Origin of the sequence: Candidatus Nitrotoga sp. AM1P (genome assembly GCF_013168275.1) — a bacterium.
In the GTDB taxonomy this organism is placed as follows: domain Bacteria; phylum Pseudomonadota; class Gammaproteobacteria; order Burkholderiales; family Gallionellaceae; genus Nitrotoga.
In genome coordinates, this window is record NZ_AP019547.1 from 272,490 (window position 1) to 291,391 (window position 18,902).

An 18,902-nucleotide genomic window follows, 5' to 3' on the forward strand; every position below is an offset into this window, starting at 1 on the left:
TTTCGATGGGTGACCACATTTTAGTATATTACGAAGAATATGTGGCGGGCAAATGAAAACTCTAACGATTAAGGTTAGATCGTGATCGCGAAGCGAGCCACGATCTGAACCGTTTGTTGGACGAGCCCGGCTGGCTCACAAACGCTATGCAAATATCTCCCCAATCCGGCCTCGCATCGAATGACTGAGATGCCCAGAGTCTTTTAAAAAGCCACTTTCAACATAAAAACACCGCCAATGTCAGTACCAAAAGTGGCTGTTTTATCCGTTTTCAGCCGTTTTTAGGATGAGTTGAGCCTGCAGGAAACCGAAATTGCGCGCCCGCCTGAATCCCTTTGGCAGGAGATGCAGCAGGATTGTGTGCAGGAACGTCACGCCGCTCAGGGTACGCGTTTCCATCTTGCGGGTTTCGCTGTTCTGGTAGCGGAACGTGACGTTGCCATCGCGGTTTGCAACGATGCTCTTTTCGGGCAATACCCCGCGATATAAATACCGCCCCAGATACACCAATGCCTTCTGCCCCGAACTCACCGCCTTGCAATGCCCCCCCCCATTCTTCTGGATATTGCCCGGTCAGTTTTAATCCCGCCTGTTTGATGCCGCCCAGTATCCTGGCGCGGAACAATTTGGCCAGCGCTTTGTGACAGAACAGGTAGCCCGAGTTCTTGTTGCGCCACAGCCGCTGTCTGGCATCGAACGCGACCGCTGTCATCACCAGATGCACGTGCGGGTGGAAATCCAGACGGCGGTTGTGCGTGTGCAACACCGTCACCGCGCCCGTAGTCCCACGCAGTTTTTTGTCGTTCTGGCTGAAGGTGTTCACCGTGGCCCAGGCATTGCTGCTGATGAGTTCATACAGCTCACGCTGATGCCGCCAGACCAGCGCACGAAATTGTGCGGGCAAGGTGAATGTGACCATGAAATACTCACCTGGTACCAATTTCTGCAACTGCTTGTCGATCCAGCGCTGCGATTCGTAGACCTGCCAATGAGGGCAGTGCCGGTTGCCACAAGAATGCGGCATCCATCATCCCTGTTCACAGCCGTCGCAGGACAGCAGCATTTTGGGCGCGCTGGCGCTACGGCACAGTTGGAACACGCTCAACGCTTTGCGCTGGCTGGACAGCAGTTCGTGACCGTATTGTTCGAGCAGGGCGGGGGTGTACTGGGACACAATATCGGCGAGGCGCATCATACGACCCTGTTCCAGCCGACCTGAATCTGGCCCATTAGATTGTTGATCTAGGCTTCGGCGGATTCTTTGAGCTGATCGGTGAGATGGGTGTAGCGGCTGATGGTGATCACCGAGTGGTGACCGAGGATTTTTTGCACTTCGAGCAGGTCAACACCCGCTTCCATCAGATGGGTGGCATAGCTGTGCCTCAGGCAATGCGGCGTAATTCTTTTTTTAAACCGATCTGCGCCGTGACTTGGCGCAACGCTTGTTGCACCCCACCACGATCCATGTGCGTCGCGGCGCTGGCTGCGTCTGCGAGGCCTTTTTGGCGGCTGGGAAACAACAGCACCGGGTTGCGGTGTTCTTCCAGAACGCGCGCAATACTTCCAGCGTGTGGGTGGGCAGTGGCACCAGCCGATCCCGGTTGCCCTTGGCATCACGAACATGCACCCGCATCTGCTGTGCATCGAGATCGCCCACCCGCAACTGCAATCCTTCCCCAAGGCGCAAGCCCATGCTGTACAGGGTAAAAAAGAACACCCGATAGCTGAGTACCCGCGTCGCGTTAATGATCTGCTGCATCTGCGCCACCGTCACGATATCCGGCAGACGCGACACCTTGGGCGCTTTGGTCAACTCGGCTCCGGGCCAGGGTTGGTCCAACACATGGGCGTAGTAAAACTTCAGCCCGTACAAAGGCTGCATACCGCGCAGCTTCAAGCGCTTGAGCAGACTCTCATAATTCCGCGCAAATGGTTGCGGATATTCGTGTTTCATCGTAATTATTCTCCTCATGCTAAAGTGTAAAAAATTCCTTGCGGGGTGAGGAGGAATTATGGCTTTGAATCAAATTGATGAGGAGCATTTCTCCGCGATAGCGGCTTCGTCCAACCACGTGATCCAGTAATTGGACAGACCAGAAAAAAACGCCGTCTTAGAACATGTTTACGATCTAAGGAACCTCCCTTAAACTATAGCTATGAGAGAGAAGAAATACGCCAGCGACATCAGTCGGGAAAAATTTGCGGAGATAGAGCCACTGCTGGCTAGCGTGCGTCGACGTACCAAGCCCACGACGGTGGATTTGTACGAGGTGTTTTGTGCGGTGTTGTATGTACTGCGCACGGGCTGCCAGTGGAGATTTCTGCCCAGTGAGTTTCCGAAATGGCAGACGGTGTACGCCTACTTTGCCAAGTGGAGCAAGCCCGACGAGCACGATATCAGCGTGCTGGAGCGGGCGTTAAAAAAATCAGGTTGGCGCGGCCCGCAAGAAACAGGTGCGCAGCGCCATGCCCACACTATTGATTGTGGACGCGCAGAGCGTGAAGAACACGGACACAGCCGGGAGCAAGGGCTATGACGCGGGCAAGAAAGTCTCAGGCATCAAGCGCCACATTACAGTGGACACGCAGGGATTACCCCATGCCGTTGCCGTCACCACTGCCGAAGTAACGGATCGCAAAGGTGCCCTACAGGCGATGCGCCATTGCAAGGCGAATCTGAGCAAGATTCAAAGCGTGTTGGCCGACAGCGGTTATATGGGCCAGCCCTTCGCGCAAGGCGTGCAGGAGATACTGGGCCAGGTTGTCACGGTGCAGATTGCCAAGCGCAGTGAACTGCACAAGTTCGCGGTGATTCCCAAGCGCTGAGTGGCGGAGCGCAGCTTTGCCTGGGTGGAGAAGAATAGGAGGCTGTGGAAGAACTGCGAGCGAAAGCTCAACATCAGCCTGCAGTTTATCCACCTTGCATTTCTGGGGCTGCTGCTTAGAAGATCGTAAACACGTTCTTAATTAAGTGGCTTGGCTATTACCCGCATTGAAATGGGTAAACGCAAATTACACTTGCGACCAAGTAATACTGATACGCTAAATAGGATAACATTGAATAACGTTGTTAACGCAAAGTAGTAATGTCCGCTTTCTCCCAAATAGAAATGTCCGCTGGTGATTAAACTTCCCCCTGTTAATAACAGTGACGGATATATTGAAAATGGACAAACTCATGAGCCAACGAGAAGTGAAACAAGCACAGGTATTGGAGCTGTTGAAAGAGGATAAAATCAGCCAACAAGAGGCGTCGAAGCGACTGGGTATCACTACCCGCCAAGTGCGCCGCCTGACCAAACGTTATCAGACGGCGGGCTTGGGGGTTGGTCAGCAAGAAGCGCGGCAGGGCCTCAAACCGGCGGCTGGATGAAGCCATTCGCGCTCAAGTCATTGATCTCATCGGGGGGCACGCACTACCGGGATGTCGTGCCGACACTGGCTTGCGAAAAACTTGCCGAGTTGCATGGCATTAAGCTCTCTGTCGAGAGTACGCGCCAGATGATGATCCAAGCGGGCTATTGGCGCCCCAAGAAAGGTGGCGCAGATTGCACGTTGCTGGTATTCATTGACGATGCCACCGGACGATTAACACAGTTGCGCTTTGCGCCGACCGAAACCACGCTGGGCTATATGCATGTGCTGCACGACCACATTCTGGCGCACGGACTGCCTGTGGCGCTCTACAGCGACAAACACAGCATCTTCCGCATCAACGCCAAAGAGGCCGATCCTGAGGCCGAAACACAATTTTCGCGGGCGGCACGGAATGTATTCACGCTCACAGCCCGCAAGCCAAAGGGCGTGTGGAGCGCGTTAATCAGACTTTACAAGACAGGCTGATCAAGGAAATGCGACTGGCGGGCATCAACGACATGGACAGCGCAAACACTTGGTTGCCAGGCTACATCAAGGACTTCAACAGGCGTTTTGCAGTCGTATCCAAAGACACGTTTGACGCGCATTTGGCCTATCCAGGCACACGGGCCTCCTTGCTGCGCACCCTGTCAGTTCATGTGGCAAAAACGCTTTCGAAAAACCTATCTTGCCCGCATGAAAACCAGCTGCTACAAGTCGCCACCACCGGGACAGGGCTGGGATTGCAGGGAGCACAAGGGTACGATACACGAGTACTTTGACGGAAGCCAAGAACTGCTCTGGAAGAAGCGCAAACTGACCTATGGCGTGATGGACAAACCGCAGCAACAGTCACCCGTAGCAGACGGAAAATCGGTCAATGCACAAATGGCTAAGCAGTGGCGCGACGCAACACGGGACACAAACCCGCACCGAATCATCCCTGGAGAAACAGGCCCGTCGGCAAGTCCGCCCACAACGGGCAACGCGCTACGACGTAGCAAAGAAAAAACAGGAAAACCGGACATTTCTATTTAGCGTTGACAATAACATTGAATAACGTTTGACGAGTTCTGTCTGTTTTGCTATAGTTTCACTTCTTAGCTGACGCGGGGTGGAGCAGTCTGGCAGCTCGTCGGGCTCATAACCCGAAGGTCGTAGGTTCAAATCCTGCCCCCGCAACCATTTATGCAAATGCATTTAGGCAGCCCGTTCTTTAAAAGTTTACAGACAACCGACGAGTGTGGGTACATGCGCTGAGGTATTGGTAGATATGCGAATTAGTTCGCATGGCTGTCATGACTCAAGACATAAAAGCAGTACCTCACACGAAGTTGAAAAAATGAAATATTGATTCGCTTTGAGTGAGATCGATTTACCTGAGAGGGTAGATCAAAAAAGCATAGAGATTGAACTGAAGAGTTTGATCCTGGCTCAGATTGAACGCTGGCGGCATGCTTTACACATGCAAGTCGAACGGCAGCACGGGGGCAACCCTGGTGGCGAGTGGCGAACGGGTGAGTAATATATCGGAACGTACCCGGAAATGGGGGATAACGTAGCGAAAGTTACGCTAATACCGCATATGCCCTAAGGGGGAAAGCGGGGGATTCGTAAGAACCTCGCGTTTTCGGAGCGGCCGATATCGGATTAGCTAGTAGGTGAGGTAAAGGCTCACCTAGGCGACGATCCGTAGCTGGTCTGAGAGGACGACCAGCCACACTGGAACTGAGACACGGTCCAGACTCCTACGGGAGGCAGCAGTGGGGAATTTTGGACAATGGGCGCAAGCCTGATCCAGCCATGCCGCGTGAGTGAAGAAGGCCTTCGGGTTGTAAAGCTCTTTCAGCCGGAAAGAAAACGCACGGGTTAATACCCTGTGTGGATGACGGTACCGGAAGAAGAAGCACCGGCTAACTACGTGCCAGCAGCCGCGGTAATACGTAGGGTGCGAGCGTTAATCGGAATTACTGGGCGTAAAGCGTGCGCAGGCGGTTTTGTAAGACAGATGTGAAATCCCCGGGCTTAACCTGGGAACTGCATTTGTGACTGCAAGGCTAGAGTACGGCAGAGGGGGGTAGAATTCCACGTGTAGCAGTGAAATGCGTAGATATGTGGAGGAATACCGATGGCGAAGGCAGCCCCCTGGGTCGATACTGACGCTCATGCACGAAAGCGTGGGGAGCAAACAGGATTAGATACCCTGGTAGTCCACGCCCTAAACGATGTCAACTAGGTGTTGGGGGAGGAGACTTCCTTAGTACCGCAGCTAACGCGTGAAGTTGACCGCCTGGGGAGTACGGTCGCAAGATTAAAACTCAAAGGAATTGACGGGGACCCGCACAAGCGGTGGATTATGTGGATTAATTCGATGCAACGCGAAAAACCTTACCTACCCTTGACATGCCAGGAACTTGCCAGAGATGGCTTGGTGCCCGAAAGGGAGCCTGGACACAGGTGCTGCATGGCTGTCGTCAGCTCGTGTCGTGAGATGTTGGGTTAAGTCCCGCAACGAGCGCAACCCTTGTCATTAATTGCCATCATTTAGTTGGGCACTTTAATGAGACTGCCGGTGACAAACCGGAGGAAGGTGGGGATGACGTCAAGTCCTCATGGCCCTTATGGGTAGGGCTTCACACGTAATACAATGGTCGGTACAGAGGGTTGCCAACCCGCGAGGGGGAGCTAATCTCAGAAAGCCGATCGTAGTCCGGATTGGAGTCTGCAACTCGACTCCATGAAGTCGGAATCGCTAGTAATCGCGGATCAGCATGTCGCGGTGAATACGTTCCCGGGTCTTGTACACACCGCCCGTCACACCATGGGAGCGGGTTCTACCAGAAGCAGCTAGCCTAACCGTAAGGAGGGCGGTTGCCACGGTAGGGTTCGTGACTGGGGTGAAGTCGTAACAAGGTAGCCGTATCGGAAGGTGCGGCTGGATCACCTCCTTTCTAGAGAAGCCTTGGCGTACGTATCCACACTCATCGGTTGTCTATAAAGCTAGTAGCGAGTAGCTGGTAGCAGTTGACGTTGCTACACTCTACCGGCTACGGGCTGTATTTGGGTCTGTAGCTCAGCTGGTTAGAGCATTGTGTTGATAACGCAGGGGTCGTAGGTTCGAGTCCTACCAGACCCACCAGTTTTGCCTGGTAATTTGAAAGAATTATTCGGCAAAATTTGAAAGCCAAGCAAATCAAGGCAGCGAGGCTGCGATGTGTACAGATGTACACGATTTGCCGAGCAACGTAGAGTTGCGCAAGCTGTCAAAGTTTAGCGGGGGATTAGCTCAGCTGGGAGAGCACCTGCTTTGCAAGCAGGGGGTCGTCGGTTCGATCCCGTCATCCTCCACCATTTATTGTAATATTTACAACGTTACAAGTGAGAACCTATATCCAAGCTATTTGTTTTGATATTGGCTTTTGCTAATAGTAGTTTTTTGTAGTTCTTTAAAAATCTGGAAGAAGTAAAAAAGTGATTCACGCACAAGCGTTAATGGGGCAACCTGTTAATGCGTGTGTATGAAAAACTTGGGTTTTGATTGTATCAAACCGTAACCATTCAAGTCGGATGGAAGCGGTCACAAACGCAAGACAAAAAAACTTGTAACGAAAAACCTTGGTCTCTAAAAGACTGAGGGTTTAATGTTATAGGGTCAAGCGAATAAGTGCATGTGGTGGATGCCTTGGCGATTACAGGCGACGAAAGACGTGTAAGCCTGCGAAAAGCTACGGGGAGCTGGCAATAAAGCTTTGATCCGTAGATATCTGAATGGGGAAACCCGGCCCGCAAGGGTCACTCCTGACTGAATACATAGGTCAGGTAGAGCGAACCCGGTGAACTGAAACATCTAAGTAGCCGGAGGAAAAGAAATCAACCGAGATTCCGAGAGTAGTGGCGAGCGAAATCGGAGGAGCCTGCAACCTTTAGCTTCTGAATTAGTGGAACAGTCTGGAAAGTCTGGCCATAGTGGGTGATAGCCCCGTACGCGAAAATTCAGGAGTGGAAATAGGGTTGGAACAAGTAGGGCGGGACACGAGAAATCCTGTCTGAATATGGGGGACCATCCTCCAAGGCTAAATACTCGTAATCGACCGATAGTGAACCAGTACCGTGAGGGAAAGGCGAAAAGAACCCCGGAAGGGGAGTGAAATAGATCCTGAAACCGCATGCATACAAACAGTGGGAGCGGACTTGTTCCGTGACTGCGTACCTTTTGTATAATGGGTCAGCGACTTACATTCAGTAGCGAGCTTAACCGAATAGGGGAGGCGCAGCGAAAGCGAGTCTGATAAGGGCGATAGTTGCTGGGTGTAGACCCGAAACCAAGTGATCTATCCATGGCCAGGATGAAGGTGGGGTAACACTCACTGGAGGTCCGAACCCACTAATGTTGAAAAATTAGGGGATGAGCTGTGGATAGGGGTGAAAGGCTAAACAAACTTGGAAATAGCTGGTTCTCTCCGAAAACTATTTAGGTAGTGCCTCATGTATCACTCTCGGGGGTAGAGCACTGTCATGGCTAGGGGTCTATTGCTGATTACCAAACCATTGCAAACTCCGAATACCGAGAAGTGCGAGCATGGGAGACAGACATCGGGTGCTAACGTCCGGTGTCGAAAGGGAAACAACCCAGACCGCCGATTAAGGTCCCCAAGACATAGTTAAGTGGAAAACGAAGTGGGAAGGCTAAAACAGTCAGGATGTTGGCTTAGAAGCAGCCATCATTTAAAGAAAGCGTAATAGCTCACTGATCGAGTCGTCCTGCGCGGAAGATGTAACGGGGCTCAAACTATGCACCGAAATCGCGGATATGTACTTGTACATATGGTAGGAGAGCGTTCTGTAGGCCTGCGAAGGCAGCTTGAGAAGGCTGTTGGAGGTATCAGAAGTGCGAATGCTGACATGAGTAGCGATAAAGGGAGTGAAAGGCTCCCTCGCCGAAAGCCCAAGGTTTCCTGTGCAACGTTCATCGACGCAGGGTGAGTCGGCCCCTAAGGCGAGGCAGAAATGCGTAGTCGATGGGAAACAGGTTAATATTCCTGTACCTCAATACAATGCGATGTGGGGACGGAGAAGGTTAGGCAAGCCAAGTGTTGGACGTCTTGGTTTAAGCGTGTAGGGAGATCTCTTAGGTAAATCCGGGAGGTCAATTCTGAGACGTGATGACGAGTGCCATTTTGGCGCGAAGTTGCTGATACCAAGCTTCCAAGAAAAGCCACTAAGCTTCAGTTGTATAGAGACCGTACCGCAAACCGACACAGGTGGGCAGGATGAGAATTCTAAGGCGCTTGAGAGAACTCGGGTGAAGGAACTCGGCAAATTTGCACCGTAACTTCGGGAGAAGGTGCGCCCCGGTAGAGTGTAGGACTTCGCGTCCGAAGCTCGATGGGGTTGCAGTGAAATGGTGGCTGCGACTGTTTAATAAAAACACAGCACTCTGCAAACACGAAAGTGGACGTATAGAGTGTGACTCCTGCCCGGTGCCGGAAGGTTAAATGATGGGGTGCAAGCTCTTGATTGAAGCCCCGGTAAACGGCGGCCGTAACTATAACGGTCCTAAGGTAGCGAAATTCCTTGTCGGGTAAGTTCCGACCTGCACGAATGGAGTAACGATGGCCACACTGTCTCCACCCGAGACTCAGCGAAGTTGAAATGTTTGTGAAGATGCAATCTACCCGCGGCTAGACGGAAAGACCCCATGCACCTTTACTGTAGCTTTGCATTGGACTTTGAACAGATCTGTGTAGGATAGGTGGGAGGCTTTGAAGCGGTGTCGCCAGACGTCGTGGAGCCAACCTTGAAATACCACCCTGATGTGTTTGAGGTTCTAACCTAGGTCCGTAATCCGGATCGGGGACATTGCATGGTAGGCAGTTTGACTGGGGCGGTCTCCTCCCAAAGAGTAACGGAGGAGTACGAAGGTATCCTAGGTACGGTCGGACATCGTACTGATAGTGCAATGGCAAAAGGATGCTTGACTGCGAGACTGACAAGTCGAGCAGGTGCGAAAGCAGGTCATAGTGATCCGGTGGTTCTGTATGGAAGGGCCATCGCTCAACGGATAAAAGGTACGCTGGGGATAACAGGCTGATTCCTCCCAAGAGTTCATATCGACGGGGGAGTTTGGCACCTCGATGTCGGCTCATCACATCCTGGGGCTGTAGTCGGTCCCAAGGGTATGGCTGTTCGCCATTTAAAGTGGTACGTGAGCTGGGTTTAAAACGTCGTGAGACAGTTTGGTCCCTATCTGCCGTGGGCGCTGGAAATTTGAAGGGACCTGCTCCTAGTACGAGAGGACCGGAGTGGACGGATCTCTGGTGTACCGGTTATGACGCCAGTCGTATTGCCGGGTAGCTAAATCCGGAAGAGATAACCGCTGAAAGCATCTAAGCGGGAAACTCGCCTTAAGATGAGATTTCCCTGGGGACTTGATCCCCCTGAAGGGTCGTGGAAGACCACCACGTTGATAGGTCAGGTGTGGAAGCGCAGTAATGCGTTAAGCTAACTGATACTAATTGCCCGTGAGGCTTGACCCTATAACATTAAATATTACAAGTAGCGTTGCAATCAAAACCAATTACTTCTTCCAGTTGATGGCTGATTGATTATCTGTTTAATCAGATAGCCAGTTAGTCGACAGTTATGTCTGACGACCATAGCAAGTTGGTCCCACTCCTTCCCATCTCGAACAGGACAGTGAAACGACTTTGCGCCGATGATAGTGTACATACGTATGTGAAAGTAGGTCATCGTCAGACTCCTTACAAACAACAAAGCCCTCCCAGTGAGGGCTTTGTCGTTTTAGTCTATCAAAAGCTTTCGTTTTGAGAGTGATAAGGATTTACAGTATCATCGCACCTTATGATTAAATATATTTTTATTACCGGTGGCGTGGTGTCCTCCTTAGGCAAGGGCATTGCAGCGGCTTCACTCGCGGCGATTCTTGAATCGCGCGGCCTTAAAGTAACGCTACTTAAGCTGGATCCTTACATAAATGTTGATCCAGGTACCATGAGCCCCTTCCAGCACGGTGAGGTATTTGTTACAGAGGATGGTGCAGAAACGGACCTGGATCTAGGACACTACGAACGTTTCGTTTCAGCCAAGATGCGCAAAGCGAACAATTTTACAACAGGGCAGATATATGACAGCGTGATCCGTAAAGAACGTCGCGGCGAATACCTTGGGAAGACTGTGCAGGTCATTCCACACATAACGAATGAAATTAATGCATTCATTGAACGTGGTGCGGCGGCTTCGTATGATGGCAATGCCGATGTGGCGATTGTCGAAATTGGCGGAACGGTAGGGGATATTGAATCTTTGCCATTTTTGGAAGCTGCCCGGCAGATGGGATTGCGCCATGGCCGTAGTGACACCGCTTATGTCCACTTGACGTTGGTGCCATACATTGCCAGCGCGGGTGAATTAAAAACCAAGCCGACTCAACATAGTGTACAAAAGCTACGTGAGATTGGCATTTTCCCCACCGCTTTGCTATGCCGCGCAGATCGTCCGATTCCTGACGAAGAGCGTGCCAAAATTTCATTGTTTTCTAATGTGCGTGAAGAGGCTGTGATTTCAATGTGGGATGTAGATAGCATCTATAAAGTTCCGCAGATGTTGCATGAGCAGGGTTTGGATCGTATTGTCTGCGAGCAACTGGGGTGGTCCCATCTTCCACCTGCTGATTTGTCAGTCTGGGCCAAGCTTGTCCATGCATTAGAACATCCGCAGCATGAAATTACTATTGGCATGGTCGGTAAATATGTTGAATTGACTGAATCATACAAATCTCTCATCGAAGCTTTGCGCCATGCGGGCATACACACTTCTACGCGCGTCAATATTGAATATATTGATTCAGAAGTGCTCGAAAGCGGTGGTGTAGACGGTCTGAAAAATCTCGATGCGATTCTAGTTCCAGGCGGTTTTGGCAAGCGTGGCACCGAGGGGAAAATTGCTGCGATACGCTATGCCCGCGAAAATAAACTGCCTTACCTTGGTATTTGTCTGGGCATGCAGCTTGCGGTGATCGAATATGCGCGTCACGTGGCAGGCATGATGGATGCAAACAGCACTGAATTTAACCTAGAAACAGAACATCCGGTAGTAGCGCTTATTACCGAATGGCGAGACAGTGACGGCAAGGTCGAAATTCGCAGTACGGATTCCGATCTTGGCGGCACCATGCGCTTGGGTGCGCAGCGCTGTCCAATCAAACTGGACACCTTGGCTGCGACTATCTACGGTGCTGAAGTCAATGAACGCCACCGCCATCGCTATGAGGTTAATAACTACTATGTACCCGCGCTTGAGAAAGCTGGGCTGGTAATTTCTGCACGCACGCCGAGCGAGGCTTTACCGGAGATTATGGAATTGTCGCAAACTATGCATCCGTGGTTTATTGGCGTACAGTTCCATCCTGAATTTACTTCCACACCGCGCGAAGGTCATCCCCTTTTTAAAACGTTTGTTGAAGCGGCTATTGAATGTCATAAGTCAACGCTTTCTGTAAAAAAATAGCGGCCATATGAAACTATGTAATTTTGAAGTCGGCCTGAATAAGCCATTGTTCCTAATTGCAGGACCTTGTGTGATTGAGTCCGAGCAATTGGCGTTGGATACTGCGGGACAAATCAAGGAGATTTGTCTGAAGCTGGGCATCCCATTTATTTACAAGTCATCTTACGACAAGGCCAATCGCAGTTCGGGCAAATCCTTTCGTGGTTTTGGAATGGATGCGGGCCTGAAAATTCTGGACAAGGTGAAAACTCAAATTGGCGTACCGGTGCTAACCGATGTGCATAATATTGAGGAAATTGCGTCAGTTGCCACAGTGGTTGATGTTCTGCAAACACCTGCCTTTCTTTGTCGTCAGACCGATTTCATTCAAGCCGTGGCAAGTGCTGGACGACCGGTGAACATAAAGAAAGGGCAATTTCTATCGCCATGGGACATGCAAAACGTGGTCGTAAAGGCACGTGAGGTTAGCGGTTTGGATAACATCATGGTGTGTGAGCGCGGTGCATCATTTGGTTATAACAATCTGGTGTCAGACATGCGTTCCTTAGCAGTAATGCGTAATACCAGTTGTCCGGTTGTATTCGATGCCACGCATTCAGTGCAGTTGCCGGGCGGGCAGGGCACAATAAGCGGCGGACAGCGCGAATTCGTGCCAGTACTGGCGCGGGCGGCAGTAGCGGCAGGCATTTCCGGGCTGTTTATGGAAACGCATCCCAATCCGGCGCAGGCATTGTCGGATGGGCCGAATGCCTTTCCGCTTGGACATCTGGAGGTACTGTTGCACACTTTGAAAATTTTGGATGAGGCAGTCAAGAAGCAAGGTTTAATTGAAGAAAGCATAGACTTGAGTAATGTTTAGTGAATGAAGGAATAAGTTATGAGTGCAATTGTAGATGTTATAGCGCGTGAGATTTTGGATTCCCGTGGCAATCCCACGGTCGAGGCGGATGTGTTGTTGGAATCAGGCATTATGGGGCGTGCTGCAGTACCATCCGGTGCATCAACCGGAGACAAAGAAGCCGTTGAGCTGCGTGATGACGATAAACAACGATACTATGGTAAGGGCGTGTTGAAAGCGGTGGAGAACGTTAACACCGAAATCGCCGAAGCTATCATCGGCTTGGATGTTGCCGAGCAGGCGTTTATTGATCAGACTATGATTGATCTTGATGGTACCGAAAATAAATCTCGTCTCGGTGCAAATGCCATCTTAGCGGTATCTATGGCAGTGGCCAAGGCCGCAGCGGAAGAATCTGGCTTACCGTTGTACCGTTATCTGGGTGGCGCGGCGCGAATGGGAATGCCCGTTCCGATGATGAATATCATTAATGGCGGTGCACACGCCAACAATAATATTGACATGCAGGAATTCATGATTATTCCGGTTGGTGCGGCTAGCTTCCGCGAGGCGTTGCGTTGTGGAGCAGAAATATTTCACGCGTTAAAGGGGCTGATTGACAGCAAGGGCATGCCAACTACCGTTGGGGACGAAGGTGGTTTCGCCCCCAATCTGCCGAATAACGAAGCTGCATTGCAGTTGATTATCGAAGGGATAGAGGCCGCAGGTTATGTGCCCGGTATGGATGTGGCTATCGGTGTGGATTGCGCTAGTTCCGAGTTCTATAAGGACGGCCTGTATCATCTGGAATCAGAAGGTATCAAGCTGACATCCGCGCAGTTTGTTGATTACCTTGCCAAATGGACTGATAAATATCCGTTAATTAGTATAGAAGATGGAATGAGTGAGCATGATTGGACTGGCTGGAAACTATTGACCCAGCGTTTGGGAAAAAATGTGCAACTGGTAGGTGATGATGTCTTCGTAACTAATACCAAGATATTGCGCGAAGGAATTCGTCAGGGTTTGGCAAATTCTATTCTGATTAAAATAAATCAGATCGGCACGCTGACTGAAACTTTCGCCGCCATCGAGATGGCTAAGCGCGCGGGCTATACCGCAGTGATCTCGCACCGTTCTGGGGAGACTGAAGATACTATGATTGCCGATATTGCCGTGGGCACCAACGTTCTGCAAATAAAAACCGGTTCGCTGTCACGTTCCGACCGAATAGCCAAGTATAACCAGCTGTTACGTATTGAAGAAGACATGGGCGACAGCGCATATTATCCTGGACGTGATGCATACCACCAATTAGCATAGGCTTTGCGCTTGATCCTAATTTAATATAAATGCGCTGGGTCTCGCTGATACTGATATCTTTGCTACTGCTATTGCAGTATCCGCTGTGGCTTGGGAAGGGTAGCTGGTTGAAAGTTTGGGATCTTGCCCGCCAAGTTGATGAACAAAAAAATATAAATCAAAAGACCCAAGCGCGCAATGCAGTGCTGGATGCCGAGGTGCGCGATCTAAAGCAAGGTACAGAAGCCGTAGAAGAACGTGCTCGTAATGAGCTGGGTATGGTCAAGCGTGATGAAATCTTCTTTCAGATAGTGGGTGATCATTCGCTATTGCCTGCGTCAGCAGGGCTTGATGTCAGGGCAGCTAGCGGTGTGCTTCTGAAATAACCGTATAAAAAATGGCTGTGTTCGTAACTCATGTTGGTAGCTCATCTGGTGAGCCACTCCGACGTGCATACTGTATGTCACGGTGCATGTGCACCGGTTCATGCAGGAGGCAGAAATGAGAAGGCCGGAGTTGAAACGAATCACTGCCGCGTTACGGCAACTGACGCCCGCTCAGCGTAAGCGTGTAGCGGTTGAATTGGCAGCGCTGGACGCGCAGCCGGCATCGACTATGCTTATCGAGGGGCGCTTCGCATGTGGCGCGACGTGCCCGCACTGTAAGTCGATGCACGTGATTCGGAACGGCCACGCCAACGGATTGCAACGCTATCGTTGTCGGGAGTGCTGCAAGACGTTTAGTGCCCTGACCGGCACTCCGTTGAACCGGTTGCATAAGCGGGGCAAGTGGCTTGACCAGGCGCAGGCACTGCACGACGGTCAGACGCTGCGAGAGACTGCCCGTGCCTTGCGAATTCACCTCAGCACCGCACACCGCTGGCGGCATCGCTTTCTGGCGGTACCCAAGACCGTCCAGCCGCAGGCACTGACTGGCATTGCCGAGGCTGACGAAACAATGTTTTTGCTGTCGTTCAAGGGAAAGCGGAGCGGTCTGGATCGCAAGGCACGAAAGCGCGGCGGGAAAGCTACCCAGCGCGGCCTCTCGCACGAACAGGTGCCGGTACTGGTTGCTCGTGATCGTGCCGGTGCGACGATGGATTGTGTGCTGAAGGCAATGGACATGGCAACGTTGTCTGTTGCGCTGAAACCGTTCTTGGCGAAAGAGGTTGTACTCTGTACCGACGGTAGCAAGGCGTTTGCCGGCGCAGCACGTAAATTGGGTATCGAGCATCACGCTGTCAACCTGTCAGCAGGCATCCGCGTCGACGGTGCTTGGCACGTGCAGAACGTCAACGCTTATCACAGCCGGCTCAAAGCCTGGATACAAAAGTTTCGCGGTGTGGCCACCTGCTACTTGCCCAACTATCCCGGCTGGTTTCGTGCCCTTGACCGTGAAAAAGGCAATAGCCCGAAACCCCAGCAGTGGCTGGCTATGGCGATCAGTGAAACGGTCTAACAACATGATTTGCGAGCACAGCCTAATTTAAAGTATGCGGTCCGTTCTTGCTTCATGCGTTAAAACGTATTTATTACAGTAGGACTGCATTTCGATGAGAATTTTATTGAGGTGAGGTTAGTTGTATAAACTTAACAATATCTTGTAACGGGATTTGTTGCGCTTCTTCATCGCGCCGTCCCTTGTACTCAACCATAGGTACTTCTTGGCTGAGACCGCGATCTCCGATTACGATACGATGTGGAATGCCAATGAGCTCTAAATCAGCAAACATTACGCCTGGACGTTCGTTACGGTCATCAAGCAATACTTCTATTCCTGCTGCGCCAATGTCAGTGTAAAGCTGTGCTGTCGCTAGGCGTACGGCCTCGCTCTTATTAATGCCGATTGGAGCAAGTGCTACTTGGAACGGAGCCATGGTTGCAGGCAGGGTAATGCCGCGCTCGTCATAATTCTGTTCTATTGCGGCAGCGACGATGCGCGAAACACCGATACCATAACAACCCATTTCAATGAATTGAGATTTGCCGTTTTCATCGAGGTAATTTGCATTGAGCGCTTCGGAATACGTTGTGCGCAACTGGAAAATGTGACCAACTTCGATTCCGCGACAGAGTTCCAGCGTGCCTTTTCCATCGGGGCTGGGATCACCGGCGACTACGTTGCGGAGATCATATACCTTGGTTTCGTCCAAGCTGATGTCGCGTCCAAAGTTTGCGTGAGTGTAGTGAAAGCCGTCGTCATTGGCTCCGCAGACAAAATTACTCATGGCAGCAGCAGCATGATCAGCTAAGATGCGCACGATGGTATTGACCGGACCAATGTAACCCATACGACAGCCCATGTTCTGATGGATTTCATCGTCGCTGGCGAAGCGGAATTCGCCCAGGATCTTGGTAGCTTTGATTTCGTTCAGCATATGATCTCCGCGCAGTAGGAGCAGGGTAAAGTTGTCACCGGTATCCATTACAGCGATTGTCTTTAATACTTGTTGCGGCGTCACATTCAAGAAAGTGGCGACGCTTTCGATGGATTTTTGCCCGGGCGTAATGACTTTTTGCAAATTTTCGCTGGCAGTCGCGCGTAAGGTGCTTGGTGCGATGGCCTCAGCCAGTTCCACATTGGCAGCATAATCGGAAGTGGGACAAAATGCTAATCCGTCTTCGCCGGAATCGGCTAGCACATGGAATTCATGCGAGCCACTACCGCCTATGGCGCCTGTATCTGCCGCAACCGCTCGGAATTGGAGGCCAAGACGGGTGAAAATGCGGTTGTAAGTGTCGTACATCACTTGGTAGGTTTGTTCTAGGCTGCTGAAGCTGGCATGGAATGAATAAGCATCTTTCATTACAAATTCGCGTGCACGCATCACACCAAAACGGGGACGCACCTCGTCCCGGAACTTGGTCTGGATTTGGTAGAAATTCACGGGTAACTGACGATAACTTTTTATTTCACGGCGTGCGATGTCAGTAATAACTTCTTCGTGAGTGGGGCCAAAACAAAATAAATTATCATGGCGATCTTTAATTTTGAGCATTTGTGGCCCAAATACTTCCCAGCGTCCGGTTTCTTGCCAAAGTTCGGCTGGCTGTATGGCGGGCATTAGCAGTTCAATGCCACCTCCATTATTCATTTCCTCGCGTACCACGGCTTCCACTTTTCGCAATACGCGTAGTCCCAACGGCATCCAGGTGTACAGGCCGCTGGCTAGTTTCTTGATGTAGCCGGCACGTAACATCAAACGATGACTGACTAGTTCGGCTTCGGAGGGGGCTTCTTTTTGGGTGGAGATGAAAAATTGTGAAACGCGCATGATGGTATGTTTGCCAATTCGAATTATCAGAGTGCTAATTTTACAGCGAACGAAGTAAGCATGCTGCACCGATTGTGATGAGACGGCTTTCAATATAGTGTGAAATGTGAAAAAATCCACTCTATGTAAATTATTAAACAGGTGGCGAAGATGATTGATCGGGATGGTTATCGCCCCAACGTCGGCATCATTCTGTCCAACGCTAAGAATCAGGTATTCTGGGGCAAGCGCATCAGGCAGCATGCGTGGCAATTCCCGCAAGGTGGCATTCAGTGTGGTGAAACACCGGAACAAGCGATGTATCGCGAATTGCAGGAAGAAGTAGGTTTGCAGTCTTGTCATGTCCAAATACTTGGCCGTACGCGTGAGTGGATACGTTATGAGGTGCCGCAACATTGGGTTAAACGTGAGTGGCGTGGCAGTTACAAGGGACAGAAGCAGATATGGTTTTTGCTGCGACTGGTTGGACGCGACTGTGATGTGTGTTTGCGTACTTCTGTTCATCCCGAGTTTGATGCTTGGCGTTGGAACGATTATTGGGTTGAGATGGAAAGTGTGATTGAGTTTAAACGGGATGTTTACCGTTTGGCATTGAATGAATTAGTACGCTATTTGCCGCCAGCCAACAATTTTTCTGGTTGGGATGCGTCCAAGAAAGTTTCTAGTAATGTTTGAGCAAACACCGTGCTTTTTAAATAAGAATTAATCATCGGTAATCGATGACAATTGAAATTTAAAGGAGGTAAATATGGCAGACAAATCTTTTTTGACCGATATTAAAACCCTGCGTGAACGTGCTCGACAGCACATAGAGCAGGGGGCTGTTACTGCTGGATATCGTGGTGACCGTGATACTATTGTCGATCTGTTAAACGAGGCGCTGGCTACAGAGATTGTTTGCGTGTTGCGATATAAACGGCATTACTATACTGCTACAGGTATCAATGCGCAGAGTGTGGCTGCCGAGTTCTTGCAACATGCCACTGAAGAACAGGTGCATGCTGACCAGATTGCTCAGCGCATTGTGCAATTGGGTGGAAAACCGAACTTCTCTCCTGAGGGGCTGGCTACGCGTAGCCATTCCGAATATCACGATGGTGATGACTTGCTTGAAATGATTCGCGAAGATCTCATTGCTGAGCGTATTGCCATTGATAGCTACGGTGAAATGATTAGCTACTTGGGTAACGACGACCCTACTACGCGGCGTATGTTGGAATCCATCTTGGCGATGGAGGAAGAACATGCCGACGATTTGTCCAGTCTCTTGGCAGAGATGGGAGGGTGAAAGTGGTGCTGTATGAGTAGAAATGGGGATGCATCTGATTTATGTTTATGAGCGTTTCAATCAATCCTGAACTTGTTTCTTCCACAAAGATAGTAATTCAACTTGGCAAGCTGACTTGAAATTCAAGACAAGCCCCGCGTGGAGCATTGTCAGATGGCTCAGGGCGGGCTTAGTATATCCGTTTAACTTCGAATTTTTCTTCGGGTGGTTAACTATCGGCAGATGGCGAAGATAGTTTTTACCTACCTTAAGGTTAGTCTACGTAACTTAATTAATCTCTTAGCCTTACTGCGGCGCTCGATAAATTGGTGCAATAT

Annotated in this window: 10 protein-coding genes, 3 tRNA genes, 3 rRNA genes and 3 pseudogenes; 15 read left to right on the forward strand and 4 right to left on the reverse strand. The window is 50.6% G+C overall.

The annotated features are described in order from the left end of the window. Positions 1 to 300: 300 nt before the first annotated feature. From W01_RS01290 to W01_RS14330, 3 genes and pseudogenes are all read right to left on the reverse strand, one after another. Positions 301 to 1,195, reverse strand: a pseudogene (locus W01_RS01290) (IS91 family transposase); the annotation flags it as partial. Positions 1,196 to 1,242: 47 nt separating this feature from the next. Next, positions 1,243 to 1,359 carry a tyrosine-type recombinase/integrase gene (locus tag W01_RS14325; RefSeq protein WP_198421415.1) on the reverse strand — a complete coding sequence of 39 codons (117 nt, stop codon included), beginning with the start codon at positions 1,357 to 1,359 and terminating at the stop codon, positions 1,243 to 1,245. Positions 1,360 to 1,408: 49 nt separating this feature from the next. Then, complete coding sequence (locus tag W01_RS14330; RefSeq protein ID WP_256380115.1) at positions 1,409 to 1,972, reverse strand: tyrosine-type recombinase/integrase; 564 nt, start codon at positions 1,970 to 1,972, stop codon at positions 1,409 to 1,411. 184 nt (positions 1,973 to 2,156) lie between these two features. Here W01_RS14330 and W01_RS01310 point away from each other — a divergent pair. The 13 genes and pseudogenes from W01_RS01310 (at position 2,157) to W01_RS01370 (ending at position 15,481) form a co-directional block, all read left to right on the forward strand. Further along, positions 2,157 to 2,955 (forward strand): annotated as a pseudogene (locus tag W01_RS01310) (IS5 family transposase). Positions 2,956 to 3,178: 223 nt separating this feature from the next. Then, a pseudogene (locus tag W01_RS01315) lies at positions 3,179 to 4,358 on the forward strand (helix-turn-helix domain-containing protein). Between the two features lie 107 nt (positions 4,359 to 4,465). Next, positions 4,466 to 4,542: transfer RNA gene (locus W01_RS01320), tRNA-Met, on the forward strand. 226 nt (positions 4,543 to 4,768) lie between these two features. After that, positions 4,769 to 6,308, forward strand: a 16S ribosomal RNA gene (locus W01_RS01325). 111 nt (positions 6,309 to 6,419) lie between these two features. Next, a tRNA-Ile gene (locus W01_RS01330) sits at positions 6,420 to 6,496 on the forward strand. A gap of 136 nt (positions 6,497 to 6,632) precedes the next feature. Then, a tRNA-Ala gene (locus tag W01_RS01335) sits at positions 6,633 to 6,708 on the forward strand. A 299-nt stretch (positions 6,709 to 7,007) separates the two neighbouring features. Then, positions 7,008 to 9,893: ribosomal RNA gene (locus W01_RS01340) — 23S ribosomal RNA — on the forward strand. Positions 9,894 to 10,002: 109 nt separating this feature from the next. Further along, positions 10,003 to 10,115: ribosomal RNA gene (rrf, locus tag W01_RS01345) — 5S ribosomal RNA — on the forward strand. Together the 16S, 23S and 5S rRNA genes with 3 tRNA genes alongside form the textbook arrangement of a ribosomal RNA operon. A gap of 103 nt (positions 10,116 to 10,218) precedes the next feature. After that, positions 10,219 to 11,883: a CTP synthase gene (locus tag W01_RS01350; RefSeq protein ID WP_173051850.1), complete on the forward strand. Its 1,665-nt coding sequence runs from the start codon at positions 10,219 to 10,221 to the stop codon at positions 11,881 to 11,883. Between the two features lie 7 nt (positions 11,884 to 11,890). Then, positions 11,891 to 12,742 carry a 3-deoxy-8-phosphooctulonate synthase gene (kdsA, locus tag W01_RS01355; RefSeq protein WP_173051851.1) on the forward strand — a complete coding sequence of 284 codons (852 nt, stop codon included), beginning with the start codon at positions 11,891 to 11,893 and terminating at the stop codon, positions 12,740 to 12,742. 18 nt (positions 12,743 to 12,760) lie between these two features. Beyond that, on the forward strand, positions 12,761 to 14,044 hold the full coding sequence (gene eno / locus W01_RS01360) for a phosphopyruvate hydratase (RefSeq protein ID WP_173051852.1): 1,284 nt from the start codon (positions 12,761 to 12,763) through the stop codon (positions 14,042 to 14,044). Positions 14,045 to 14,073: 29 nt separating this feature from the next. Beyond that, positions 14,074 to 14,409 (forward strand): cell division protein FtsB, encoded by a 336-nt coding sequence (ftsB, locus tag W01_RS01365; protein ID WP_173051853.1) that lies wholly within the window; start codon positions 14,074 to 14,076, stop codon positions 14,407 to 14,409. Between the two features lie 115 nt (positions 14,410 to 14,524). Then, positions 14,525 to 15,481 carry an IS1595 family transposase gene (locus W01_RS01370; protein WP_173051854.1) on the forward strand — a complete coding sequence of 319 codons (957 nt, stop codon included), beginning with the start codon at positions 14,525 to 14,527 and terminating at the stop codon, positions 15,479 to 15,481. A gap of 103 nt (positions 15,482 to 15,584) precedes the next feature. Here W01_RS01370 and W01_RS01375 read toward each other — a convergent pair whose 3' ends face one another. Then, the gene (locus tag W01_RS01375; RefSeq protein ID WP_173051855.1) at positions 15,585 to 17,297 is read right to left on the reverse strand and encodes a proline--tRNA ligase; all 1,713 of its coding nucleotides are present in this window, start codon (positions 17,295 to 17,297) and stop codon (positions 15,585 to 15,587) included. A gap of 150 nt (positions 17,298 to 17,447) precedes the next feature. On the opposite strand from W01_RS01375, the gene W01_RS01380 reads away from it, so the two are divergent. Together W01_RS01380 and W01_RS01385 are read left to right on the forward strand one after the other, a co-directional pair. Next, positions 17,448 to 17,972 (forward strand): RNA pyrophosphohydrolase, encoded by a 525-nt coding sequence (locus W01_RS01380; RefSeq protein ID WP_173051856.1) that lies wholly within the window; start codon positions 17,448 to 17,450, stop codon positions 17,970 to 17,972. Positions 17,973 to 18,045: 73 nt separating this feature from the next. Then, positions 18,046 to 18,585, forward strand: a complete 540-nt coding sequence (locus W01_RS01385; RefSeq protein ID WP_173051857.1) for a ferritin-like domain-containing protein — start codon at positions 18,046 to 18,048, stop codon at positions 18,583 to 18,585. The last annotated feature ends 317 nt before the right edge of the window (positions 18,586 to 18,902 follow it).

What these genes read in the sequence shown, in the direction of transcription:
- W01_RS01380 (WP_173051856.1), top strand. Translation starts at nt 17,448, where the DNA reads ATGATTGATCGGGATGGTTATCGCCCCAACGTCGGCATCATTCTGTCC.
- W01_RS01385 (WP_173051857.1), top strand. Translation starts at nt 18,046, where the DNA reads ATGGCAGACAAATCTTTTTTGACCGATATTAAAACCCTGCGTGAACGT.
- W01_RS01350 (WP_173051850.1), top strand. Translation starts at nt 10,219, where the DNA reads ATGATTAAATATATTTTTATTACCGGTGGCGTGGTGTCCTCCTTAGGC.
- W01_RS01375 (WP_173051855.1), bottom strand. Translation starts at nt 17,297, where the DNA reads ATGCGCGTTTCACAATTTTTCATCTCCACCCAAAAAGAAGCCCCCTCC.
- W01_RS01370 (WP_173051854.1), top strand. Translation starts at nt 14,525, where the DNA reads ATGAGAAGGCCGGAGTTGAAACGAATCACTGCCGCGTTACGGCAACTG.
- eno (WP_173051852.1), top strand. Translation starts at nt 12,761, where the DNA reads ATGAGTGCAATTGTAGATGTTATAGCGCGTGAGATTTTGGATTCCCGT.
- W01_RS14330 (WP_256380115.1), bottom strand. Translation starts at nt 1,972, where the DNA reads ATGAGGAGAATAATTACGATGAAACACGAATATCCGCAACCATTTGCG.
- W01_RS14325 (WP_198421415.1), bottom strand. Translation starts at nt 1,359, where the DNA reads ATGGAAGCGGGTGTTGACCTGCTCGAAGTGCAAAAAATCCTCGGTCAC.
- kdsA (WP_173051851.1), top strand. Translation starts at nt 11,891, where the DNA reads ATGAAACTATGTAATTTTGAAGTCGGCCTGAATAAGCCATTGTTCCTA.
- ftsB (WP_173051853.1), top strand. Translation starts at nt 14,074, where the DNA reads ATGCGCTGGGTCTCGCTGATACTGATATCTTTGCTACTGCTATTGCAG.